This window comes from Rhodosalinus sediminis, assembly GCF_003385555.1.
GTDB lineage: Bacteria > Pseudomonadota > Alphaproteobacteria > Rhodobacterales > Rhodobacteraceae > Rhodosalinus > Rhodosalinus sediminis.
Map to the genome: position 1 here is coordinate 361,209 of NZ_QOHR01000001.1, position 20,666 is coordinate 381,874.

The 20,666-nt window shown below is 69.9% G+C and carries 17 protein-coding genes, 1 tRNA gene and 1 pseudogene; 5 read left to right on the forward strand and 14 right to left on the reverse strand.

Translation table 11 applies throughout. The annotated features are described in order from the left end of the window. Window positions 1-21 precede the first annotated feature (21 nt). The 4 genes from DRV84_RS01765 to DRV84_RS01780 form a co-directional block, all read right to left on the reverse strand. The gene (locus DRV84_RS01765; RefSeq protein WP_115978013.1) at window positions 22-1,746 is read right to left on the reverse strand and encodes a cation:proton antiporter; all 1,725 of its coding nucleotides are present in this window, start codon (window positions 1,744-1,746) and stop codon (window positions 22-24) included. 395 nt (window positions 1,747-2,141) lie between these two features. Further along, a complete protein-coding gene (gene arsJ / locus DRV84_RS01770) occupies window positions 2,142-3,410 on the reverse strand; it encodes an organoarsenical effux MFS transporter ArsJ (protein ID WP_115978014.1) in 1,269 nt (422 codons plus the stop codon). Then, entirely contained in the window at window positions 3,407-4,405 is a 999-nt protein-coding gene (locus DRV84_RS01775) for an ArsJ-associated glyceraldehyde-3-phosphate dehydrogenase (RefSeq protein WP_115978015.1), read from the reverse strand. Before DRV84_RS01775 ends, arsJ begins: the two co-directional genes overlap by 4 nt. Then, window positions 4,402-5,244 carry a metalloregulator ArsR/SmtB family transcription factor gene (locus DRV84_RS01780; RefSeq protein ID WP_115978016.1) on the reverse strand — a complete coding sequence of 281 codons (843 nt, stop codon included), beginning with the start codon at window positions 5,242-5,244 and terminating at the stop codon, window positions 4,402-4,404. Before DRV84_RS01780 ends, DRV84_RS01775 begins: the two co-directional genes overlap by 4 nt. Window positions 5,245-5,473: 229 nt before the next feature. Here DRV84_RS01780 and DRV84_RS01785 point away from each other — a divergent pair, with 229 nt between their 5' ends. Further along, a complete protein-coding gene (locus DRV84_RS01785; protein WP_115978017.1) occupies window positions 5,474-6,604 on the forward strand; it encodes an aminotransferase class V-fold PLP-dependent enzyme in 1,131 nt (376 codons plus the stop codon). Between the two features lie 133 nt (window positions 6,605-6,737). On the opposite strand, the gene DRV84_RS01790 is transcribed toward DRV84_RS01785, so the two are convergent. The 3 genes from DRV84_RS01790 to DRV84_RS01800 form a co-directional block, all read right to left on the reverse strand. Then, entirely contained in the window at window positions 6,738-7,952 is a 1,215-nt protein-coding gene (locus tag DRV84_RS01790; protein WP_115978018.1) for a UbiH/UbiF family hydroxylase, read from the reverse strand. Window positions 7,953-8,028: 76 nt separating this feature from the next. Further along, a complete protein-coding gene (locus DRV84_RS01795; RefSeq protein ID WP_115978019.1) occupies window positions 8,029-8,280 on the reverse strand; it encodes a hypothetical protein in 252 nt (83 codons plus the stop codon). An 89-nt stretch (window positions 8,281-8,369) separates the two neighbouring features. Beyond that, a complete protein-coding gene (locus DRV84_RS01800; RefSeq protein ID WP_115978020.1) occupies window positions 8,370-9,014 on the reverse strand; it encodes a pyrimidine 5'-nucleotidase in 645 nt (214 codons plus the stop codon). A 99-nt stretch (window positions 9,015-9,113) separates the two neighbouring features. Here DRV84_RS01800 and DRV84_RS01805 point away from each other — a divergent pair, with 99 nt between their 5' ends. Continuing rightward, window positions 9,114-9,782: a GntR family transcriptional regulator gene (locus DRV84_RS01805; RefSeq protein WP_239994955.1), complete on the forward strand. Its 669-nt coding sequence runs from the start codon at window positions 9,114-9,116 to the stop codon at window positions 9,780-9,782. A 10-nt stretch (window positions 9,783-9,792) separates the two neighbouring features. Here the strand turns inward: DRV84_RS01805 and DRV84_RS01810 are convergent, their stop codons facing one another. Together DRV84_RS01810 and carA are read right to left on the reverse strand one after the other, a co-directional pair. Continuing rightward, a complete protein-coding gene (locus DRV84_RS01810; RefSeq protein WP_239994956.1) occupies window positions 9,793-11,697 on the reverse strand; it encodes a glycosyltransferase in 1,905 nt (634 codons plus the stop codon). A 100-nt stretch (window positions 11,698-11,797) separates the two neighbouring features. Further along, window positions 11,798-12,967: a glutamine-hydrolyzing carbamoyl-phosphate synthase small subunit gene (carA, locus tag DRV84_RS01815; protein ID WP_115978021.1), complete on the reverse strand. Its 1,170-nt coding sequence runs from the start codon at window positions 12,965-12,967 to the stop codon at window positions 11,798-11,800. Between the two features lie 189 nt (window positions 12,968-13,156). On the opposite strand from carA, the gene DRV84_RS01820 reads away from it, so the two are divergent. Next, window positions 13,157-13,615 (forward strand): GatB/YqeY domain-containing protein, encoded by a 459-nt coding sequence (locus DRV84_RS01820; RefSeq protein WP_115978022.1) that lies wholly within the window; start codon window positions 13,157-13,159, stop codon window positions 13,613-13,615. Here the strand turns inward: DRV84_RS01820 and DRV84_RS01825 are convergent. The 3 genes from DRV84_RS01825 to lipB all read right to left on the reverse strand — a co-directional run bounded on the left by DRV84_RS01825 (window position 13,612) and on the right by lipB (window position 16,671). Beyond that, window positions 13,612-14,109: a DUF2244 domain-containing protein gene (locus DRV84_RS01825; protein WP_115978023.1), complete on the reverse strand. Its 498-nt coding sequence runs from the start codon at window positions 14,107-14,109 to the stop codon at window positions 13,612-13,614. The two genes, DRV84_RS01820 and DRV84_RS01825, sit on opposite strands and share 4 nt — an antisense overlap. A gap of 76 nt (window positions 14,110-14,185) precedes the next feature. After that, the gene (gene ctaD, locus DRV84_RS01830; protein WP_115978024.1) at window positions 14,186-15,859 is read right to left on the reverse strand and encodes a cytochrome c oxidase subunit I; all 1,674 of its coding nucleotides are present in this window, start codon (window positions 15,857-15,859) and stop codon (window positions 14,186-14,188) included. A 164-nt stretch (window positions 15,860-16,023) separates the two neighbouring features. Next, window positions 16,024-16,671 carry a lipoyl(octanoyl) transferase LipB gene (gene lipB, locus DRV84_RS01835; RefSeq protein ID WP_115978025.1) on the reverse strand — a complete coding sequence of 216 codons (648 nt, stop codon included), beginning with the start codon at window positions 16,669-16,671 and terminating at the stop codon, window positions 16,024-16,026. A 149-nt stretch (window positions 16,672-16,820) separates the two neighbouring features. Between lipB and DRV84_RS01840 the strand changes: the two genes are divergently transcribed. Both DRV84_RS01840 and DRV84_RS01845 read left to right on the forward strand, forming a co-directional pair. After that, a tRNA-Leu gene (locus tag DRV84_RS01840) sits at window positions 16,821-16,907 on the forward strand. A gap of 226 nt (window positions 16,908-17,133) precedes the next feature. Next, window positions 17,134-17,934 (forward strand): cobalamin B12-binding domain-containing protein, encoded by an 801-nt coding sequence (locus DRV84_RS01845; RefSeq protein ID WP_115978026.1) that lies wholly within the window; start codon window positions 17,134-17,136, stop codon window positions 17,932-17,934. A 124-nt stretch (window positions 17,935-18,058) separates the two neighbouring features. Here the strand turns inward: DRV84_RS01845 and DRV84_RS01850 are convergent. Further along, a pseudogene (locus tag DRV84_RS01850) lies at window positions 18,059-18,562 on the reverse strand (BRO-N domain-containing protein); the annotation flags it as partial. 146 nt (window positions 18,563-18,708) lie between these two features. Then, on the reverse strand, window positions 18,709-20,499 hold the full coding sequence (locus DRV84_RS01855; protein WP_158547716.1) for a hypothetical protein: 1,791 nt from the start codon (window positions 20,497-20,499) through the stop codon (window positions 18,709-18,711). Window positions 20,500-20,666: the final 167 nt, after the last annotated feature.

The following is a 20,666-nucleotide window of genomic DNA, read 5'->3' on the forward strand; positions in this document are numbered from 1 at the left end:
CGTCGGGCTGCGTCATCGCGCTCAGGAGGCCTGCTTGTCCTCGGCTTCGATGGTCGGGATTTCCGTGCGCTCCTCCTCGGGCGCGCCGCAGAGAAGCTCGACGGCCCGGTCGGCGGCGTCCTGGAACGGCTCCAGCACCATGTCCGCCCCGGAGGCGAAGAGTTCCTCGGTGTCGCGGGCGTGATGGGAGGCGACCGCGACGCGCCCGGCGAAGCCCGACATGCGCGTGAGCTGGATCAGCGTCGCCCGCGTGTCCTCGTGGCTGAGGCCGGTCGGGTGAATGGGCACGGTCGAGACGATCCATTGCGCCCGGCCCAGCGGCAGGTCCGCCACGAATTCGGGGTCGGTCGCGTCCCCGAACTCGGTCTCGAGGCCCAGTTCGCGCCAGCGCCGCACCGCGCCCGGGTTGAAGTCGACCCCGAGCACCCGGATGCCCCGCTTCTTCAGGCGCATACCGATGGCCGTGCCGAAGCGCCCCAGCCCGAAGACGATCACCTCGTAACCGTCCTCGCGGTGCGCCCCCGTCTCGGAGGGTTCGCGCGGCGTGCCCTTGCGCTCGAACACGCCGAGGAGCGGCTCGAAGACGGCGTAGAGCTTGTGCGAATAGGTGATCATGTAGGTCGAGGCGGCGATGGTCACGAGGCCGACCATGGTCACGAGGCCCAGCGCCTCTTCCTGCACATGGCCGAGCGAGACGCCCATGGCGATGAAGATCAGCGAGAACTCGCTGATCTGCGCCACGGTCAGGCCGGCGAGGAAGCCCGTGCGCTTACGGTAGCCCATCGCCCCCATGATCGCGAGCACGATGAGCGGGTTGCCGATCAGCACGAAGAGCGAAAACGCGGCCGCCCCGCCGATATGCGCGCCGAGGAGCGACAGGTCGAGCGCCGAGCCGAGCGCGATGAAGAAGAACAGGAGCAGGAAGTCGCGCAGCGGCGCCAGCCGCGCCGCGATCGTCTCCCGGTAGGGCGTCGAGGCGAGCGCGACACCGGCCAGCAGCCCGCCCACCTCCTTGCCGAGCCCGACGATGTCGCCCGCCGCCGCGAACATCGCCGCCATGGCGATGGCGAAGATCACGAGGAGCTCGGGCGCATGCGCCAGCCGCTCGGTCAGCGGATTGGCCACGTAGCGCACGAAGAGCACCACGAGTGCCACCATCGCCACGCCGGAGGCGAGGACCAGCGGAACCGACCCGCCGCCGTGCCCCCCGTCGCCGCCCGCGCCGATGCCGATGGCCGAGAGCACGATCATCGACAACACGACGACGAGATCCTGCACGATCAGGAAGCCGAGCGCGATCTGCCCGTGCAGCGCGTCGATCTCGCGCTTGTCCGACAGGAGCTTCACGATGATGATCGTCGACGAGAAGGTGAGCGCGACGGCGACATAGAGGCTCGTGACGTGCCCGAGCCCGAGCGCCAGCCCGATCAGGTAGCCGAAGATCGAGGTGAAGGCGACCTGGCCGAGGCCGGTCAGCAGCGACACCGCCCCGAGCGACCGGATCAGCTTCACGTCGAGCTTGATGCCGACGAGAAACAGAAGCACGGCGATGCCGAGCTCGGACAGCAGGCTGATCTCCTCGTCCGAGCGCACGAGGTCCAGCACCGAGGGCCCCGCGATCAGGCCGACCGCGATGAAGCTGACGATCAGCGGCTGGCGCAGGATGATCCCGAGGAAGCCGATCACCGCCGCCAGCACGAGAAGCGCAGCGATTTCCGCGAACGGCGACTGAACGATAACTTCCATCAAGGCGTCTGTCCCTTCGTGTTGCGCCCCGGCCTCGCCGGGACTGTCCTGCCGTGGCCGCGTTTCGCGGCGCGGCGCGGCCGATGCGCCCCGCCGCGGCGATGCGGCGACGGTTCTGCCTGCCTGCCCCGCGGTGGCCTCGTCGCCGAGACCGCCGCGCGCGCCGGGACGATAGCGCAGAACGGCCCGCGCAGACAAAGCCTGACGCGCCGCGCCCGCCATATCGTGCGGGCGCGATGGAGAGGGGCGCGCGCGTGCCCGAAAACAGGGCGCGTCAAGATGCGGCGCGCGCCGGCCTCCCGGCCCCTGCGCCGAGACCGCGCCGTGCCGCTCCGCGCCGGATCAAGATGCGCAGGATCGACGGGCGGGAGACCTCGCTCGGCCCAGCCGGCCCCTCAACCGGCCCCGGCCGCGACGCCCACCGGGCGCAGCCGCGCGGCGGCGAGCGCCGAGAGGCCGACGAGCACGGCGGCGGTGCCGAGCATCAGCGGCAGGCCCCCAGCCTGATAGGTCGCCCCCGAGAGCACCGTGCCGAGGAGCCGCCCGCCCGCGTTCGCCATGTAATAAAAGCCTACGTCCATCGTCACCCGCGCCTCCTGCGTGAAGGCGAGGATCAGGTAGGAGTGGAGCGACGAGTTCACCGCGAAGATCGCCCCGAAGACGAGAAGCCCCGCGATCAGCGCCGCGGTGAGCCAGGGCGCCGGTCCGCCCGCGGCGAGCGCCAGCGCGGCGAGGAGCGCCGGGACCACGGCGAGCGCCCCCGCCCAGCGGCGCGCGGCCGCGATCAGCTCCGCCTCGGGCCGGGTGGCCGCGGAGAGCAGCCGCGGCGCCCAAGCTTGCACGCCGCCGTAGAGGATGATCCAGACCGCCATGAAGCTGCCCACCGTGAAGAAGGCCGCGCGGTCGCCCGCCTCGGTGCCGTCGGAGAGCACCGCGTAGAAATAGACCGGAAGCCCCACGACGAACCACACGTCCCGCGCGCCGAAGAGCGCGACCCGCGCCGCCGAGAGCCAGTTGACGTTGGCGCTGTCGGAAAAGACCTCCGCGAACGGCACGCCCTTCTTCCCCTTGGGCAGCCCCGGCGGCATGAACAGGAGCACCGCCACGAGGATCGCGGCGAGCACCGCGGCCATGCCGAGCACGGCCCAGACGAAGCCCACCGTGGCCAGCAAGGCCGCGCCGAGCAGGAATCCCAGCCCCTTCACCGCGTTCTTCGAGCCCGTCAGCACGGCGACCCAGCGAAAGAGCCCGCCGCCCTCGGTCGGGGCGAGGAGCTTGACGGCGGATTTCGAGGACATCTTGGCGAGGTCCTTCGCCACGCCGGAGGCGCCCTGCACGACCATCACGTAGGCCACCGAAAGCCCCACCGCCCAGCCGGGATCGAGCCGCGCGAGCGCCAGCAGCGCCGCCACCTGGATCGCGAGCCCCGCGTAGAGCGTCGAGGTCAGCCCGAAGCGCGCCGCGATCCAGCCCGCCGAGAGATTCGTGACCATCCCCGCGATCTCGTAGAGGACGAAGAGATAGGCGAGCTGGACGGGCGAGAAGCCGAGCGTGTGGAAGTGCAGCAGCACCAGCATCCGCAGCGCGCCGTCGGTGAGCATGAAGGCCCAGTAGGCCGCCGTGACGGCGACATAGGCCGCCAGCCCCTCGGGCCGGGCGCTCACGCCGACGCCCCGACCATGAGGGCCACGTCCACGAGGCGGTGGGCGTAGCCCATCTCGTTGTCGTACCAGGCGTAGAGCTTCACCTGCGTGCCGTTCACCACCATGGTCGAGGGTCCGTCCACGATGGCGGAGCGCGTGTCGTTCACGTAATCCGCCGAGACGAGGGGGCGGTCCTCGTAACCGAGGACGCCGGCGAGCGGCCCGTCCGCGGCGTCCCGCAAGAGCGCGTTGACCTCCTCGGCCGTGGTCTCGCGCATCACCTCGAAGACGCAGTCCGTGAGCGAGGCGTTGAGCATCGGTACGCGCACCGCGTGGCCGTTCAGCCGGCCCTCGAGCTCGGGAAAGATCGCGGCGATGGCCGTCGCGCTGCCGGTGCTCGTCGGGATCAGCGAATTGAGCGCCGAGCGCGCGCGGCGCAGGTCCTTCGCCGGGCGGTCCACGATGGTCTGGGTGTTGGTGACGTCGTGGATCGTGGTGATCGACCCGTGGCGGATGCCGAGCGCCGCGTGGATCACCTTGACCACCGGGGCGAGGCAGTTCGTCGTGCAGGAGGCCGCCGTCACGATCCGGTGGCGCGCGGGGTCGTAGGCCGCGTCGTTGACGCCGTGGACGATGTTCACCGCCTCCGCGTCCTTCACCGGGGCCGAGACGACGACCTTTTTCACGCCCGCCGCGAAATAGGGCGCGAGCGCCGCGGCCGACTTGAAGACGCCGGTGCAGTCGATCACCACGTCGACGCCCTCGAGCGGCAGCGCCGCGGGATCGCCGGTGCCCACGAAGGGCAGGCGGGTGCCGTCGATGGTGACGCTGTCGTCGTCGGCGGCGAAGGCCGCGTCCCAGCGCCCGTGCACTGTGTCGAACTCCAGAAGATGCGCGTGCATCGCCGGATCGCCCGTCGCGTCGTTGATCCAGGCGATCTCGGCACCGCGCTCCAACAGCGGGCGCAGGGCGAGCTTGCCGACGCGCCCGAGGCCGTTCAGCGCATAGACGGTCATGCCGGCGCGCTTTCGTCGGCGCGGCCGATCTCGTCCACGGCGTGCTGGAGCGAAATGCGGTCGAGCGTGTCGAAGGGCAGCGCCGCGAAGGCGCGGATGCGGTTCCGGAGCGTGCCGTAGGCGTGCTGAAAGGCGAGCGCGCGCTCCGCGTCCGTGCCCTCGGCCTTCACCGGGTCCGGCGTGCCCCAGTGCGCGCTCACCGGCTGGCCCTCCCAGACGGGGCACTCCTCGTTCGCGGCCCGGTCGCAGACGGTGAAGACGAAGTCGAAGCCCAGCGCCTCCGGCCGCTGGAACTCCGCGACCGTCTTGGCGCGCAGGACGGAGGTGTCGTGCCCCTTCGCCTCCAGCAGGTCGACGGCGAAGGGATTGAGCGTGCTGAAGGGGCGGGTTCCGGCGGAGTGCACCTCGAAGCGGTCGCCCGCCTCGGCGCGCAGGATCGCCTCGGCGAAGATCGAACGGGCGGAGTTGCCGGTGCAGATGAAGAGCACCCGGTACCTGTGGTCTGACATTGGAATGGGTCCTTGCGAGGCGAGAGCGAGAGGGGCGCAGACGTCGGGCCGCCCGCGGCAACAGTCGAGAAGCAGGTAGTCGAAGGTGTCCCGCACCGTGTCGAGCGCCACGCCGTAGCGCCGCGAGGTGCCGTGCCGCGCCTGCGTCACGAGCCCTGCCTGCATGAGCGCGCTCAGATGGGCCGAGAGCGTCGAGGGCTTGAGGCCGAGGGCCACGGCGATCTCGCCGGCCGCGACGCGGCCGGGATGGCGGCGCATCAACAGCCGGAAGATCTCCAGCCGGTGCGGATGGGCCAGCGCCGAGAGTCGTGCGGGAATCACATCTTCCATATTTCGAGAATAACCGAAATACTGGGGCGTGCAACCCGGTGTCCCGTCCATGCTCCGTCCGTGTCCGGGCGGCGCGGCCGCGCCCCTTCTTCTTGGGTCAAATATCCTCGGGGGGTGAATTGGCCGCAGGCCAAGAGGGGGGCGGACAGCCCCCCTCCCGCGGGCGGGCGGCTTGGCAAGCCGCCCGCCGCCCGCTAGGCAAAGACCGAACAGCCAAGGGAGCCCGCCCATGCCCGCGCTTCACGACACCGTCGATCCCGGCGGCCTCGCCGAGTTCTCGGTCGTCTTCACCGACCGCTCGCTCAACCACATGTCCGCCAACTTCCAGCAGGTCATGCGCGATCTCTCCGCGATGCTGCGGCAGGTCTACGCGGCCGAGGGCGTGGCCATCGTCCCCGGCGGCGGCAGCTACGCCATGGAGGCCGTGGCGCGCCAGTTCGCCCGCGACGCGCGCGTGCTCGTCGTGCGCAACGGCTGGTTCTCCTACCGCTGGAGCCAGATCCTCGAGACCGGCGGCATCGCCGGCGAGGCCACCGTGATGAAGGCGCGCCGCACCGGCAACGCCGCGCAGTCGCCCTTCACCCCCGCGCCCATCGAGGAGGTGGTCGACCGCATCCGCGCCGAGCGCCCCGCGGTGGTCTTCGCGCCGCATGTCGAGACCTCCGCCGGGCTGATCCTGCCCGACGCCTACATCACCGCGATGGCCGAGGCCGCGCACGAGGTGGGCGCGCTCATGGTGCTCGACTGCATCGCCTCCGGCGCGGCCTGGGTGGACATGGCCGCCACGGGAGTCGACGTGCTGATCTCCGCGCCGCAGAAGGGCTGGTCCTCCACGCCCTCGGCCGGGCTCGTGATGATGTCGTCGATCGCGCTCGACCGGCTGGAGGCGACGGAGTCCGACAGCTTCGCGCTGAACCTCGCGACCTGGACCAATGTCATGCGCGCCTACGAGAACGGCGGGCACGCCTATCACGCGACGATGCCCACGGATTCGCTCCGCGCCTTCCGCGACGCGATGCTCGAGACGCAGGACTTCGGCTTCGAGGCCGCGCGCGAGGCCCAGTGGCGGCTGGGCGCGGCCGTGCGGGCGAAACTCGCCGAAAAGGGCGTCGTCTCCGTCGCCGCGGAGGGCTACGGCGCGCCGGGCGTCGTCGTGGGCTACACCGACGACCCGGAGGTGCAGTCGGGCCGCGCCTTCCTCGCGCAGGGCACCCAGATCGCGGCCGGCGTGCCGCTCCGGGTGGACGAGCCCGAGGGCTTCTCGACCTTCCGCCTCGGTCTCTTCGGCCTCGACAAGCTGCGCGACGTGGACGGCACCCTCGCCCGGCTCGCGCCCGCGCTCGACGCGGCGCTCGCCTGACGCCGCGCGTCGCGCCCGGGCGGGCGCGGCTCGCTCCGCCCGCGCTGCGTCAAGGATCGGCTTGCACGGGCCCGGCGGCGCTGTCGCGCGCGAGGAGGCCCGTCAGGGCCGAGGAGCGCCCCCGCCGTGCCCCTCAGGCCCCCGGCACGTTCCCCGCGCCGAGGCCGAGGCGCATCAGCCCCCGCCGCACGGGCGCGATGTCGTGCAGCGCCCCGATCCCGCGCGCGCGCAGCGCCGCGAAGGGCGGCCCGCCGAGCATCGAGACGCCGTTGAGCATCGAGACGCCGGCCACCCGCATCCGCACGTCGAGCGCGCGCTTGCGGTCGTAGGCGGCGAGCATCTCCGCGTCTCCCAGGCCCTCGGGCCGCGCCTCGGCGAGCTCCAGAAGCGCGGCGAGATCGGCGAGCGACATGTTGAGCCCCTGCGCGCCGATCGGCGGCACCACATGCGCGGCCTCGGCCACGAGCGCGACGCGCTCGCCCGCGAAGCGGTCGGCGACCTGGCTGATGATCGGCCAGAGCGTGACCTGCGAGGCGAGCGTGAGCGGGCCCAGCAGCCCGCCCGAGCGCGCCGTCATCGTCGCCTCCAGCGCCTCGACCGGCAGATCGCGCAGCCGCAGGGCCTCGCGCCCGTCCTCCATCCAGACCACGGCGGAGGAGGGCCGGCCCTCGTGGTCGGGCAGGGGCACCAGCGTGAAGGGCCCGCCCTTCAGGTGGATCTCGGTCGAGACGTTCCCGTGCGGGACGGGATGGGTGACGGCGAAGGCGAGCGCCTTCTGCCCGAAACGCAGCGTGCGCGCGGCGATGCCCGCCTGGCGGCGCATCGGCGAGTTGCGCCCGTCGGCGGCCAGCACGAGCCGCACCCGCGCTTCGTCCCCGTCCGAGAGGCGCACGCGCGCCTCGCCCCGCCGCGTGAACAGCGTCTTGGCCGCGACGCCGGGGCGGAAGGAAACGCCCGGCATCTCCTCCAGCCGGGCCGCCATCTCGCGGCGCAGGAGCCAGTTGGGCAGGTTCCAGCCGAAGGGCGCGTCCGAGATGTCGGCGGAGTCGAACTCGCGCCGCGTCCGGTCGCGCTCCATCTCGCCGCTGATGTCCATGATCCGCATGGTCTGAAGCGGCATGGCGTGCGCCTCGAGCCGCGTCCAGAGCCCCGCGCGCTCCAGAAGCGCGCGCGCCGGCTGCAGGAAGGCGGTGGTGCGCAGGTCCGCACCCTCGGCCTCGCGCTCGGTGACGGGGGGCGCGGGATCGACGCAGAGCACCGAAAAGCCCGCGGCGCCGAAGGCCGCGGCGGCGGTCAGGCCGGCGATCCCGCCGCCGGCCACCAGGATGTCGTGATGCAGGGCTGTCATGGGCGCGCTCCTTTCACCACGGGACGTAGCGCGGGCAGGGGGGGACGGCCAAGGCCGAAACGCCGCGGCCGCCGTGTCAGCGCCCGATCGTCAGCAGCACCAGCGTCGCCATGATCGCCGGCACCAGCGCGACGGCGGTCAGCGTGAGCGCGGGCAGCCCCCAGGTCATCACGGCGATCGCCCAGAGGCTCAGCACCGCGACGAGAAGATAGTAGATGTTGTCCGATCCGCCCTCGGCAAGATCGCGCGCGATCCAGCCGATCACTGGGACCGCGTAGAAGGCCCGCCGCGCGGGGGAGGGCCGCTGGGGTCGTTCGGTGACGCTCATATTCCGCTCCTGTAATGTGCAGGGCGAAAATATGTATACGACGGCATTCTATAAGCGGACCGATTGTCGCAGCTGCGCGGCGCCGCGGCTCAGATCACCTGCGCGAGGAACCCCGTGAGGTCGTCGGTGTGGTGATGGATGTGCTCGGCCGCGTGACGCTCGGGGGCGACGTGGACGGTGCGCATCCCCATCGCGTGCGGCGCGGCGAGGTTGCGCGGATCGTCCTCGAACATGGCGGCGCGCGGGGTCTCGACGCCGGCGGCGGCGAAGACCCGCTCGAAGGCGGTGCGCCGCGGCTTCGGCTCGAAACCGGCGTGTTCGACACCGAAGACCGCGTCGAAGAGCCCCTCGAGCCCGCGTGCCGCGAGCACCCGCTCGGCGTAGGGGGCGGAGCCGTTGGTGTAGACGATGCGCCGCCCCGGAAGCTCCGCGAGGCGCGCGGCGAGATCGGGCGCGGGCGGCAGCACGGAGAAGTCGATCTCGTGCACCTCCCGCAGGTAACGCTCGGGCGGGATGCCGTGCACCTCCATCAGCCCGGCGAGGGTGGTGCCGTACTCCTGCCAGTAGCGGTGGCGCAGGCGCCCCGCCTCGGCCCGGTCGACGCCCAGCGCCTCCATCACGAAGGACGTCATGCGCCCCTCGATCTGGTCGAAGAGCCGCACCTCGGGCGGGTATAGCGTGTTGTCGAGATCGAAGACCCAGTGGGCGACGTGATCGAAATGCTGCCTGACCATCCCGCGAAGCTAGGCCAGCCGCCGCGCTGCGGCAATGCCGCGCTTGTTGCCCGCGCGCGGCGGCGATAGGCTCCGCGCGTTCCGAGGAAAGAGCCGCCCATGACCTCTCAGCCCCACACGATGCCCAAGGCCGCGCAGAAGGATGCCTATACCCTGATCCTCGAGGCCATCGACAGCGGCATCTACAAGCCCGGCGACCGGCTGGTGGAATCCGAGCTCGCCGAGCGGTTCGGCGTCTCGCGCACGCCGATCCGGGAGGCGCTGCAGCGTCTCGAGACGCAGTCGCTCCTGACGCGCGACGGGCGCTCGCTGATCGTCGCCTCGCTCGATCACAACCAGATGGCCGAGCTCTACGTCGTGCGCTGCGAGCTCGAGGGCCTCGCGGCGAGCCTCGCGGCGCGCCACGCCACCGAGGAGGAGATTCAGGTGCTGCGCGACATGGTCGCGGAGGACCGGGCGCTGCTCGACGATCCGGGCGCGCTCGCGCGGGCGAACCGGCGGTTTCACAAGATGATCCATCTGGCGTCGCACAACCGCTACCTCGTGCAGCAGCTCGACCTCGTGCACCGGTCGATGGCGCTCATGGCGACGACGTCGCTCGCCGCCGAGGGGCGCGGCGTGAAGGCGCTGGAGGAGCACGCGGCCATCGTGGACGCCATAGCCCGGCGCGACGAGCAGGACGCCTATCGCGCGCTGCGCGACCATATCTCCGTGGCCTTCGTCACGCGTCTGAAGCTCGATTCGGTCGAAGCGGTGGACGAGGCCTAGGCGAGCTGTCCTAGGGGCGGGGGCGGCGCAGGCCGCGCGCCTCGGCGCCGCGCGGGGCGCGCTCCGCGTCGAGCGAATGGCCGTGCGCGGTCTTGTCCCAGTAAAAGGGCGCGCGCATGAGCTCGACGATCGCCTTGTAGGAGGCGAAGGCGCCGATCGGGAAGTAAAGGTGCGTCGTCGGCACCCAGGGCAGCAGACCCCTGTGCGCGGTCGAGCGCACCGCGACGATCGCGATGGTCACGGCTACGGCCTCGGTGAGCAGAAAGCCGAGGCCCGCTCGGATCAGCGTCTCGCGGCCGAGCGCCCCCTCGAGCGGGTGCGGCAGGCCGAGCGGTACCGCCCAGAAGCTCCAGAGAAGCGGCGCGAGCACAAACTGCGTCGTCGCCGTCAGCAACAGGAGCTGCACGCCCCAGAAGCGGCGCGCCCCGAGCTGCCGGAAAAGCTGCAGCGGCCGGCGCATGTGCACCGCGTAGGTGATCATGAAGCCCTTGAGCCAGCGCGAGCGTTGCCGGATCCACGGCAGGAGCCGATTGTTCGCCTCCTCCTGCGTCACCGTCTCGAGGATCTCGGTGCGCCAGCCGTGACGGGCGAGGCGCAGGCCGAGGTCGCAATCCTCGGTCACGTTGTGCGCGTCCCAGCCGCCGAGCGCCTCCAGCACGTCGCGGCGAAAGAAGAGCGTCGTGCCCCCGAGCGGCACGACGAGCCCCAGCCGGGCGAGCCCGGGCAGGACGACGCGGAACCATGTCGCGTATTCGATGGTGAAGCACCGCGCGAGCCAGGTGGAATGCGGGTTGTAGTAGTCGAGCATCCCCTGCAGGCAGGCGACGTCGTCCGGCGCCTCCGCGAAGCGGGCGGCCACGCGGATGAGCTGATCGCGCTCCGGCGCGTCCTCGGCGTCGTAGATGCCGATGATCTCGCCCCGGCAGAAGTCGAGCGCGTAGTTCATCGCGCGCGGCTTGGTGCGCAGCCGGCTGTCGGGCACCTCCACCACCCGGATCCACGGCGGCAGCGTCATCGTGTCGAGCACGCGGCGCGTGCCTTCGTCGGTCTCCTCCAGTATGAGCACGACGTCGAGCAGCGCGCGCGGATAGTCGAGCGCCTGCAGCCGGCCGACCAGCGCGGGCAGGATGTCGCCCTCGTCCAGCAGCGGCACGAGGATCGAGATGACGGGCGGCCGCTCGGGCAGCCGCGGCGGCGTGCGGGCGGGACGGGGCAGGAGGCGCGCGGCGAGCGCCATCGCTTTCATGCCCGTGGCGAGCGCCAAGGACACCAGCGCCCAGAGAAAGAGTGCGCCGAAAAAGATTCCGGGCGCGAGCAGCAGCAGCCCGGCGGCGGAGAGCACCAGCGCGAGGGTGACCGCGCGCTGCTCCGGCGTGGGGCGCGACCAGTGCCGGCAGCTCTCGCCGTCCGCCACGCGGGTCTCGGCGCGCGCGGCGAGCGCCGCCCCGTGGCGGGTGGCGATGGCTTCTTCTATGTCGCCAGCCGAGGCCACCGCCATCCGCACCGGTGCCAGCGTGCCCGCGATCTCGGGCAGGCGGGCGGCGAAATCCTGCGGCCGGCTGGTCGCGACGACGGTGATCTGCCCGTCGCGCCGCCACGGCAGGAGCCCCTCGGCGAGGCAATAGGCCGGGTCGAGCGCGTCCGACAGGCTCGGGTCCGGCGGGCTGCGCGCGGCGTCGCAGGCCTCCACCCCGAATTGCGCGGCGAGCGCGTCGCGCAGCTCGCCCTCGGTGATCATCCCCTCGGCGAGACAGATGCGCCCGAGCGGCGCGCCGGTGCGCGCCTGCCGCCCGAGCGCGGCGAGCAGGTCCTCGGCCGTGATCAGCCCCAGATCGCAGAGGATGCGCCCGAGCGGCTGGCCGTAATGGGCCGTCACCCGTGTGGCGTGCGTCGCCTCAAGCGTCTGAACCGTCACCGTCGCGCCCCGTGTGTCCCTTGCCCCGCGCGTCGGCACAGGGGGGCACGGGCTTGGTTAACGCGCGGTTAACGCCGGTGGGGCCGCGGGACGGCTGCGCTCACCCGGCCGGGGCCGCCTTGCGGGCGGCCATGTCGGCGGCGAATCGCTCGAAGAGGTAATAGCTGTCCTGCGGCCCCGGGCTCGCCTCCGGGTGATACTGCACCGAATAGACCGGGCGCCCCGCGACGCGAATGCCGCAGTTCGAGCCGTCGAAGAGCGAGACATGCGTCTCGGCCACGCCCTCGGGCAGGGTCTGACCGTCGACCGCGAAGCCGTGGTTCATCGAGGTGATCTCGACCTTGCCGGTCTCGAGATCCTTCACCGGGTGGTTCGCGCCGTGGTGGCCGTGGTTCATCTTGACTGTCCGCGCGCCGAGCGCGAGGGCGAGCATCTGGTGCCCGAGGCAGATGCCGAAGACCGGAAGATCGCGCTCCAGCACCTCGCGGATCATCGGCACGGCGTAGTCGCCCGTCGCCGCCGGATCGCCCGGCCCGTTCGACAGGAAGACGCCGTCCGGATCATGCGCCAGCACCTCCTCAGCGGTGGCGGTGGCGGGCAGGACCGTCACCTCGCAGCCGGCCGAGGCGAGGCAGCGCAGGATGTTGCGCTTGGCGCCATAGTCCACCGCGACGACGCGGTGGCGGGCCTCGTCCTGCGGGCGGTAGCCCTCCGGCCAGCGCCAGCGCATCTCGTCCCAGCGGTAGGACTGCGCGCAGGTGACGTCCCGCGCGAGGTCGCGCCCCTCGAGCCCGGGAAAGGCGCGCGCGGCCTCGACCAGCGCGGCGATGTCGAAGTTTCCCTCGGGGTCGTGGGCGAGCGCGACATGCGGCGCGCCCTGCTGGCGGATCGCCCGGGTCAGGCGCCGCGTGTCCACGCCGCCGATGGCGATGCGCCCGCGCCGGGCGAGCCAGTCGGTCAGCGTCCCCGCCGCCCGCCAGTTGGAGGGCGCGGTCGGGTCCCATTTCACGACCATGCCGGCAGCCACCGGATCGGCGGTCTCGTCGTCCTCGGGGGTGACGCCGACGTTGCCGATGTGCGGGAAGGTGAAGGTGACGACCTGCCCGGCGTAGGAGGGATCGGTCATGATCTCCTGATAGCCGGTCATCGCCGTGTTGAAGCAGAGCTCGGCCACGGTCTGCCCCGTGGCGCCGAAGCCGCGCCCGTAGAACACCGTGCCGTCCGCGAGGGCGAGACAGGCGGTCGGGCGGGACGAGGGGCTCTGGGACATGGCGTGACTCCGCTGGATCAGCGGTTACCTATGGGTTGGGCGGGAGCCGGTCAAGGGCGCGCCGCCCCGTGTGCCGGATGGTGAAATGTAATGAAAACAAGGATCTAGAAAGTGCCGCGCGGAGTTGCGGCCGCACAGCCCCTCGGATAATGTGCGGGGCTTCCACGTCTGCAGGAGCAGGAGCGAGCGATGGAACTGCGCCAGCGCATCAATGCCGCGTTGAAACAGGCGATGCGGGACAAGGAGAGCGAGCGTCTGGCGACGCTGCGCCTCATCAACGCCGCGATCCGCGACCGCGAGATCGCCAAGCGCGCCGAGGACGGCGAGGACGCGGTGCACGAGGCCGAGGTGCTCGAGATCCTCTCGAAGATGGTCAAGCAGCGCCGCGAGAGCGTGCGCGCCTACGAGGAGGCCGGGCGCCTCGATCTCGCGGAGGCGGAGCAGGACGAGATCGCGGTGATCGAGGAGTTCCTGCCGCGCAAGCTTTCGGAGGCGGAAGTGGAGAAGGCGATCGATGCCGCGGTCGCGGAGGTCGGCGCGAGCTCGATCCGCGACATGGGCAAGGTCATGGGCGCGCTCAAGGCGCGCTACACCGGACAGATGGACTTCGGCGCCGTCGGCGCGAAGGTGAAGGCGCGGCTCGGCTAGAGCGCCGAGGTCGCGGCGAGCCGCGCGCGCAGGTCGCCGTAGAGCGCCTTGCGCTCGTCCTCCGAGAGGAAGGCGCCGATCTCCACCTGCCGGCCGCCGCCGCGCAGGGTGACGTAATAGGGCACGGGGCCGCCGGCCTCGTGCAGTTCGACGCGCGTCCAGTAGGGGTTGCTGTGCCATTCCTGCACCGCGCCGCGCGGCTCGCGCCGGGTGAGGCGGATGTCGTCCTCGGTCAGGCGCAGTTCCTCGAGGATCTCGCCGTCGCGGTAGCTGCGCCGGAGCGCGATCCAGAGCCCGGCGAGCGCGATCAGCGCGAAGGGCAGCACGCCCCAGAGGACGGCCGTCCCGATCACCGCCAGCATGGGCAGGCAGGCGAAGGCGAACATGCCGAGGATGACGGCCGCGAAGCCGGGCAGGGGCAGCGAGCGGTGCGGCCAGAGCCGCAGCTCGGCGCCGGCGCGCGGATCCTCGCTTTCGGTCCAAGCGTAGGGCATGGCGTGAAGATACCCGCAAAGAAAAAGGAGGCAAGCGCGCGGCCTGCCTCCCCCTCGTGTCGTGGCGCAGGCCGCGTCAGTGGGCGGGGCTGCGATCCCAGTCCTCGCGCTTCGGGAGCTCCTCGAAGGTGTGCTCCGGCGGCGGCGAGGGCAGCGTCCACTCCAGCGTGTCGGCGTATTCGTTCCAGTAGTTCGCCTCGGTGATCCGCGCGCCGCGGAAGACGGAGTAGGTGATGAACACCAGGAAGAACACGAAGCTGGCGAAGGCGATGAAGGCGCCGATCGAGCTGACGTAGTTCCAGAGCGCGAAGGCCTCCGGGTAGTCGATGTAGCGCCGCGGCATGCCCTGCCGGCCGAGGAAGTGCTGCGGGAAGAACGTCAGGTTGGCGCCGATGAAGAAGGTCCAGAAGTGGAGCTTGCCGGCCCACTCCGGATACTGCCGGCCGGTCATCTTGCCGAACCAGAAGTAGATCGCGGCGAAGATGCCGAAGATGGCGCCGAGGCTCATGACGTAGTGGAAGTGCGCCACGACGTAGTAGGTGTCGTGATAGGCACGGTCCACGCCCGCCTGGCTGAGCACGATGCCCGTCACGCCGCCGAGCGTGAAGAGGAACAGGAAACCGAAGGCCCAGAGCATCGGCGTCTTGAACTCGATCGAGCCGCCCCACATCGTGGCGATCCAGCTGAACACCTTGATGCCGGTGGGCACCGCGATGACCATCGTGGCCAGCATGAAGTAGCTCTGCTGCGTCACGCTCATGCCGACGGTGTACATGTGGTGCGCCCAGACCACGAAGCCGAGCGCGCCGATGGCGATCATCGCCCAGACCATCGGCAGGTAGCCGAAGATCGGCTTCCGCGAGAAGGTCGCGACGATGTGGCTGATCACACCGAAGGCCGGCAGGATGAGGATGTAGACCTCGGGGTGGCCGAAGAACCAGAAGATGTGCTGGTAGAGCACCGGGTCGCCGCCGCCCGACGGGTCGAAGAAGGTCGTCCCGAAGTTCCGGTCGGTGAGCAGCATGGTGATCGCGCCCGCGAGCACGGGGAGCGACAGCAGCAGCATCCACGCGGTGATGAAGATCGACCACGCGAAGAGCGGCACCTTGAAGAGCGACATGCCCGGCGCGCGCATGTTCAGGAAGGTGGTGATGATGTTGATCGAGCCGATGATCGAGGAGGCGCCGACCACGTGGATCGCGAAGATCGCGAGGTCGGTGGACATGCCCATCTCGGTCGTCGAGAGCGGCGGATACATCACCCAGCCGATGCCGGAGCCCAGCTGCCCGTTGCCGCCCGGCGCGAAGAGCGACGCGAAGGCGAGCGCCGTGCCGGCCACGTAGAGCCAGTAGGAAAGGTTGTTCATCCGCGGGAACGCCATGTCCGGCGCGCCGATCTGCAGCGGCATGAAGTAGTTGCCGAAGCCGCCGAAGAGCGCCGGGATCACCACGAAGAACATCATCAGGATGCCGTGGTAGGTGATCAGGACGTTCCAGAGGTGGCCGTTCGGCGTGCAGGAGCCCTCGGCCGCGGCGGTCAGGCGCGCGCCCTCGAGGCACATGTACTGCACCCCGGGCTCCATAAGCTCCATCCGCATGTAGACGGTGAAGGCGACGGCGACGAATCCCACCACCGCGGCGGTGATGAGATACAGGATGCCGATGTCCTTGTGGTTGGTGGACATGAACCACCGGGTGAAGAACCCGCGGTGGTCCTCGTGGGCGTGGCTGGAAATGGCGGCGTCTGCCATGTCTCTCCTCGTGTTGGCGACCGGGCTCGCGTCCGGAAGGTGCACGGCCCGTGTTTCTTTCCATTCACGTTCTAGAATGCCTCGGCCCGCGGGGCAACGTTCCGTCGTGCCCGGACATGGGAAAAAATGCCGCGGTATACTCTCGCGCGCGCCGCGGTCCCCGATCAGCCGAGCGCGCTGTCGAAAGTGCGCCGGAGCGCCACGTCGAGATCGCCCATCTCTACCGGCAGGCCGAGGTCCACGAGGCTCGTGACCCCGTGGTCCGCGATGCCGCAGGGCACGATGCCGTCGAAGTGCGCGAGATCCGGGTCCACGTTGATCGCGAGGCCGTGAAAGCTCACCCAGCGGCGAAGGCGGATGCCGATGGCGGCGATCTTGTCCTCGCGCGGGGTGCCGTCGGGCAGGGGGGGCTTCTCGGGGCGGGCGACCCAGACGCCCACGCGGCCCTCGCGGATCTCGCCCCGCACGCCGAACTCGGCGAGCGCGGCGATCGTCCAGCGCTCCAGCGCGGCCACGAATCGGCGCACGTCCCGTCCCCGGCGGTCGAGGTTCAGCATCACGTAGACGACCCGCTGGCCCGGCCCGTGATAGGTGTACTGGCCGCCGCGGCGCGTCTCGAAGACGGGAAAGCGGTCCGGCGCGCGCAGGTCCTCCGCCCGCGCCGAGGTGCCGGCCGTGTAGAGCGGCGGATGCTCCAGGAGCCAGATCGCCTCGTCCGCGCGGCCCTCGGCGATGGCGGCGGCGCGCGCCTCCATCTCGCTCACGGCGTCGGGGTAGGGGACGAGCCCCTCGGAGGCGATCCATTCCACCATGCGCGGTCTCTAGGGCGCGGACCGGAGCCTGTCAAAGCGCCGCGGAGGGCCGCCGCGACGGCAGGCCGCCCGCGCGGAGGAAATCCGCCGATCCCCCCCTTGAACCCCCGGCGTTTCCTCGTCTATATCGCCGTCACTACCAGCGACGTGCGGTCGTGGCGGAATTGGTAGACGCGCAGCGTTGAGGTCGCTGTGGGGTAAAACCCGTGGAAGTTCGAGTCTTCTCGACCGCACCATAAACTCCGGCTCCCGAGCCCGCGTCCCGGACGCGGCCGGAGCCTCCCCCAAGCGATAAAGCGAGCGCATGCAGTGCGACGCGGATGACGTTACGCCGACCGCAGCCGGTGCGCGCAGGCCGCGTGGAACGCCCGGGATGCGTGGCGGTGCCGGATCGCGCTGAGGTTGATTAAGATGTATATCGCGGTACACTTTCGGCACTGAACATGTGCGGAGGGGCGCGACATGGCGTTCGATACCGAGACCTTCTCCCGCGCGGCCTCCGTGTTTCGGCTCAAGCGCGACGCGCTCGCCCCCGCGGCGGTAGAGACGCTGGCGCGCGACATCGTCCAGCGCCTCGCCGAACTCCCGCAACAGACCGCCGGGTCCGAGGCGGCGCAGGTGAGCGACGAGAGCGTCGCTGCCTTCTGCGCGGCGCTGGTGGAGCCCGGGCCGGAGGCCGCGCTCGCCTTCATCGAGGCGCGCCGCGCCGAGGGGATGACCCGCGCCGGCGTGTCGCTCGGCTACGTGGCCGCGGCCGCCCGGCGCCTCGGGGCGGACTGGGACGCGGATCGCCTGTCCTTCGTCGAGGTGACGGCCGGGACGGGGCATCTCTACGCCGTGATGCGCGCGCTCCGTAAGACGTCGGCGCCCGTCGACGCGGGGCCGCTGCGCGCGGCGCTCTTCGCCACGGTACCGGGCGAAGCGCACGGCCTCGGCATTACCGTCGCGGCCGATCTCTTCCGCGACGCGGGCTGGAGCATCGATCTGCAGATCGGCGCCGACCACGACGCGCTCGTGGCGTATGCCGAGCGGACGCAGCCGCATGTCGTCGGGCTTTCGCTGAGCACCGAACAGCGCCTCGACGCCCTGGCGCGCCTCGTGGTCGCGCTGCGCCTCGTCGTGCCGCAGGCGCTCGTCGGGGTCGCCCCCGCCGAGGACATGGACGCCGAGCGCCTCCGCGCGCTCGCGGACATCGACCTCGTCTTCGGGGACGCACCCGGCGCGCTGGCGGAGCTCGAGCGGCTGATGGCGCTGCGCGACTGACCCAAACGCCGCGGGCGCGGCCCTGCGCAGGGACCGATGCCGACCTGTCGATGAAATGGTGCCCAGGAGATCGGCCATCTCGTGGGTTGTGTTCCCGTCACAGGCACCCTTGGTCGCCCTGCAATCAGCATGGGCTGGGTAGCAGGGGCCGAGAGTCCCGGTCAACAGGCGCGGCTGGTACTACGGTTGGTACTACGGTGCGAGGGTCGGCTCGTCGGCGGTGAGACGCGGTCACCATGCGGGGCATGCTGCCGAGCTGGTGCTTCTTCTTCCTCTCTTGCCGCTTCTTCCTAGGCATCTCCATCGCACGGAGCGACAGGGCCATGATGTCTTCCTCGGTCTCGAAGTTCTCTTCGCCTCGGACGTAGCCGCCGTCCTTGCGGATGGCGGGCAGGACGGTGCCGTTGACCCATTTGCGGAACGCGCGGGCTGCAGGCTTCCGGCTTGCACCGATCAGGTCGTAGATGCCGGTCTCGTTGACGCAGAGCATCCCACGGTTGGGGAAGCTAACGTGATTTGAAGTCACCTTTGACAGCTCGGTCTGGAAGACGTGGCGACGGTCCTCCGGGTCGAGCCTGCGCTTGGCGACCACACCGGGCTGGGAGATGCCCAGCAGGTCGCACACGTCTTTCGCCGGGAACTACGCGGTGCCGTCGATGTCGATGACGCGGATGTCTGCGCCGTTGCCTGGCAGGGGGTGCCCCCCGTCGCAGGGCACGGGGGGAACGCAGCGCTATCGCACTATTGGTAGGCCGCTGAGATACGTGACTCCTATCAGGTCGCGCAGTCGTCGTCATCGGGGAAGATAAAGCGCAAGCCCTTCTGGATGCGCCCGTCCACCTGAGCTTCCGCGACTTCCAGACCCCGCTCAGCTATCGCGGACGAGAAGCAGTCTCTCTTCAGCACGGTCTTCCTGAAGTTGGCCTTGTCCTTGAAGTCGAGTTCATCGCGAAGCCACGAGAACGGTATGAAGTCCCAAAGGTCCGCCTCATGCTTCAGAAGCCAGTCGATCAGATCGATCACCTTTTCGACATTGCTCGTCATCTGCTGCGGGAACGGCTCCCACGCGCTCACCGTGCAGCCGGGGAAGAGATCGGGCAGGAGCTTCGCGATCCCTGACTGGTTGCTGGCAATGACGTAGGCTCGGCAGGGACGGCAGCGCCCCTCGGCATCCACACCGCGCACCGACGCCCGGCACAGGGCCTGCAGGATGCCGTGCATGTGCTCGCCTTCCTTCACCACCTGCTTGACGTTCGGGTGGAGCTTATCCTCGTCGCACAGACCGGCGGCCAGCCGGGCACGGCCCTCGTAGACCTTGTCGGGCAGGAAGAAGGTGCCGGCGAGGACAACATTCTCGATGTGAGCGTAGTCGTTCGTACCGTGGTGGTCGCCCCAGTGCAGGAAGCTGACCCTGGAGAGGACCTCATCCGACAGGAAGTCGCGGAGTTGGTCCCTGAATGGCTGCGCTCTCTCTCGGTCCTTGTGGTGGATAACCAGCCATTCCTCGTCAGGCCGCTTACTGATGGTCTGTGCGATCCCTCGATGCCGCTCGCTCTCGCTGTCCTGTGCGAAGGAACTTCTCCCGCCGCCAATGGCCCAGACCCCGATCTCCAGATTGCTGTAGTCCTTGGTAACCGCGTCGTGGCATATGAGGTTGCCTCGCTTTGCCTCCATCAGCTTGTAGGTGTGACGGCACCGGCCAGACGCATCGAGGATTACCATGGGGGCCAGATCGGACGGGATCGTGTCTCGGTAGTCGAGCATGATCTTGACCCCATCATTGCGACTGTCGTGATGGACCAGCGGTGACATCTCGGCGATATCCCGGAGGTTGCGAGCAGCCGTCTGGACGTTCTCGGCTTGGTTCGTGTCCACGGAGATACCGTACAGCGCAGCTTGTGCTTCCTGAGCGCTAAGCCCGCTCATGGCGGACACATGCAGGCGCTTGTTGACCGTGGCATCCCTCAGCACGTCCCGCAGGTCGTCCACTGCAGTGGCAAGAGCTTCGCTACGATCCCGAGCAGGGACAAGTAGACTGGCAAGGTCGTCGGATGACATCGAGAACTCCTCGCCCGGCATGAAGCTCTCGTCCCAGATACGGACAGGCCGTGGAGCCCCCTGATAGTGGAAGGCGGAGGTCTTGGCGAAGCGACGGCCACGACAGCGCTGTGTGAGCATCTGCTGGGTCGTGATGAGGACCCTTGCCTTGTGAGGTTCGACGCAGCCTAGCTTGGTGAAGCGCTGTTCCCCTGCCTCCTTGCCGACAAAGACACCGACATGATCGCGGAGACCCAATCCCTGCAAGTCGCGGATCCGCTTCCCCACCTCGTCCAACCGCGACAGGAAGACGACGGCGGAGACCCCTTCATGGTGGTCAGACCTGATGAGCTGGTCGAGGAAGTGCTTGACCATGGTGGTCTTGCCGACACCCGGGTCGAGGCTGAACAGGTGGTGATGAGAGGAGAGACGGTGTTCGGCCATATCCTGCAAGGCTGCAGCAAGACCGCCAAGCCCATTCCGCATCGACGTGGTCGGCATCAAGCCATGGTCTTCCAGCTCTAGCACGACATTGTGCAGGGTCTGGCTAGACAGGTTCGACGAGGTCGCCGAGGAGGTGGGGGGTACTGTATTCCTACAGCTCTCATGGGGTGATTTACCCCCCGGCTGTAGATCGCGCACAGCAAGGGTCTCGCCATGCGCGGACGGCGCTGGAGTTGTGGAACATCTGAAAA

Coding starts and splice junctions, on each gene's coding strand:
- DRV84_RS01765 (WP_115978013.1), bottom strand. CDS start 1,746: ATGGAAGTTATCGTTCAGTCGCCGTTCGCGGAAATCGCTGCGCTTCTC.
- DRV84_RS01775 (WP_115978015.1), bottom strand. CDS start 4,405: ATGACCGTCTATGCGCTGAACGGCCTCGGGCGCGTCGGCAAGCTCGCC.
- DRV84_RS01780 (WP_115978016.1), bottom strand. CDS start 5,244: ATGGAAGATGTGATTCCCGCACGACTCTCGGCGCTGGCCCATCCGCAC.
- DRV84_RS01785 (WP_115978017.1), top strand. CDS start 5,474: ATGCCCGCGCTTCACGACACCGTCGATCCCGGCGGCCTCGCCGAGTTC.
- DRV84_RS01790 (WP_115978018.1), bottom strand. CDS start 7,952: ATGACAGCCCTGCATCACGACATCCTGGTGGCCGGCGGCGGGATCGCC.
- DRV84_RS01795 (WP_115978019.1), bottom strand. CDS start 8,280: ATGAGCGTCACCGAACGACCCCAGCGGCCCTCCCCCGCGCGGCGGGCC.
- DRV84_RS01800 (WP_115978020.1), bottom strand. CDS start 9,014: ATGGTCAGGCAGCATTTCGATCACGTCGCCCACTGGGTCTTCGATCTC.
- DRV84_RS01805 (WP_239994955.1), top strand. CDS start 9,114: ATGACCTCTCAGCCCCACACGATGCCCAAGGCCGCGCAGAAGGATGCC.
- carA (WP_115978021.1), bottom strand. CDS start 12,967: ATGTCCCAGAGCCCCTCGTCCCGCCCGACCGCCTGTCTCGCCCTCGCG.
- DRV84_RS01820 (WP_115978022.1), top strand. CDS start 13,157: ATGGAACTGCGCCAGCGCATCAATGCCGCGTTGAAACAGGCGATGCGG.
- DRV84_RS01825 (WP_115978023.1), bottom strand. CDS start 14,109: ATGCCCTACGCTTGGACCGAAAGCGAGGATCCGCGCGCCGGCGCCGAG.
- ctaD (WP_115978024.1), bottom strand. CDS start 15,859: ATGGCAGACGCCGCCATTTCCAGCCACGCCCACGAGGACCACCGCGGG.
- lipB (WP_115978025.1), bottom strand. CDS start 16,671: ATGGTGGAATGGATCGCCTCCGAGGGGCTCGTCCCCTACCCCGACGCC.
- DRV84_RS01845 (WP_115978026.1), top strand. CDS start 17,134: ATGGCGTTCGATACCGAGACCTTCTCCCGCGCGGCCTCCGTGTTTCGG.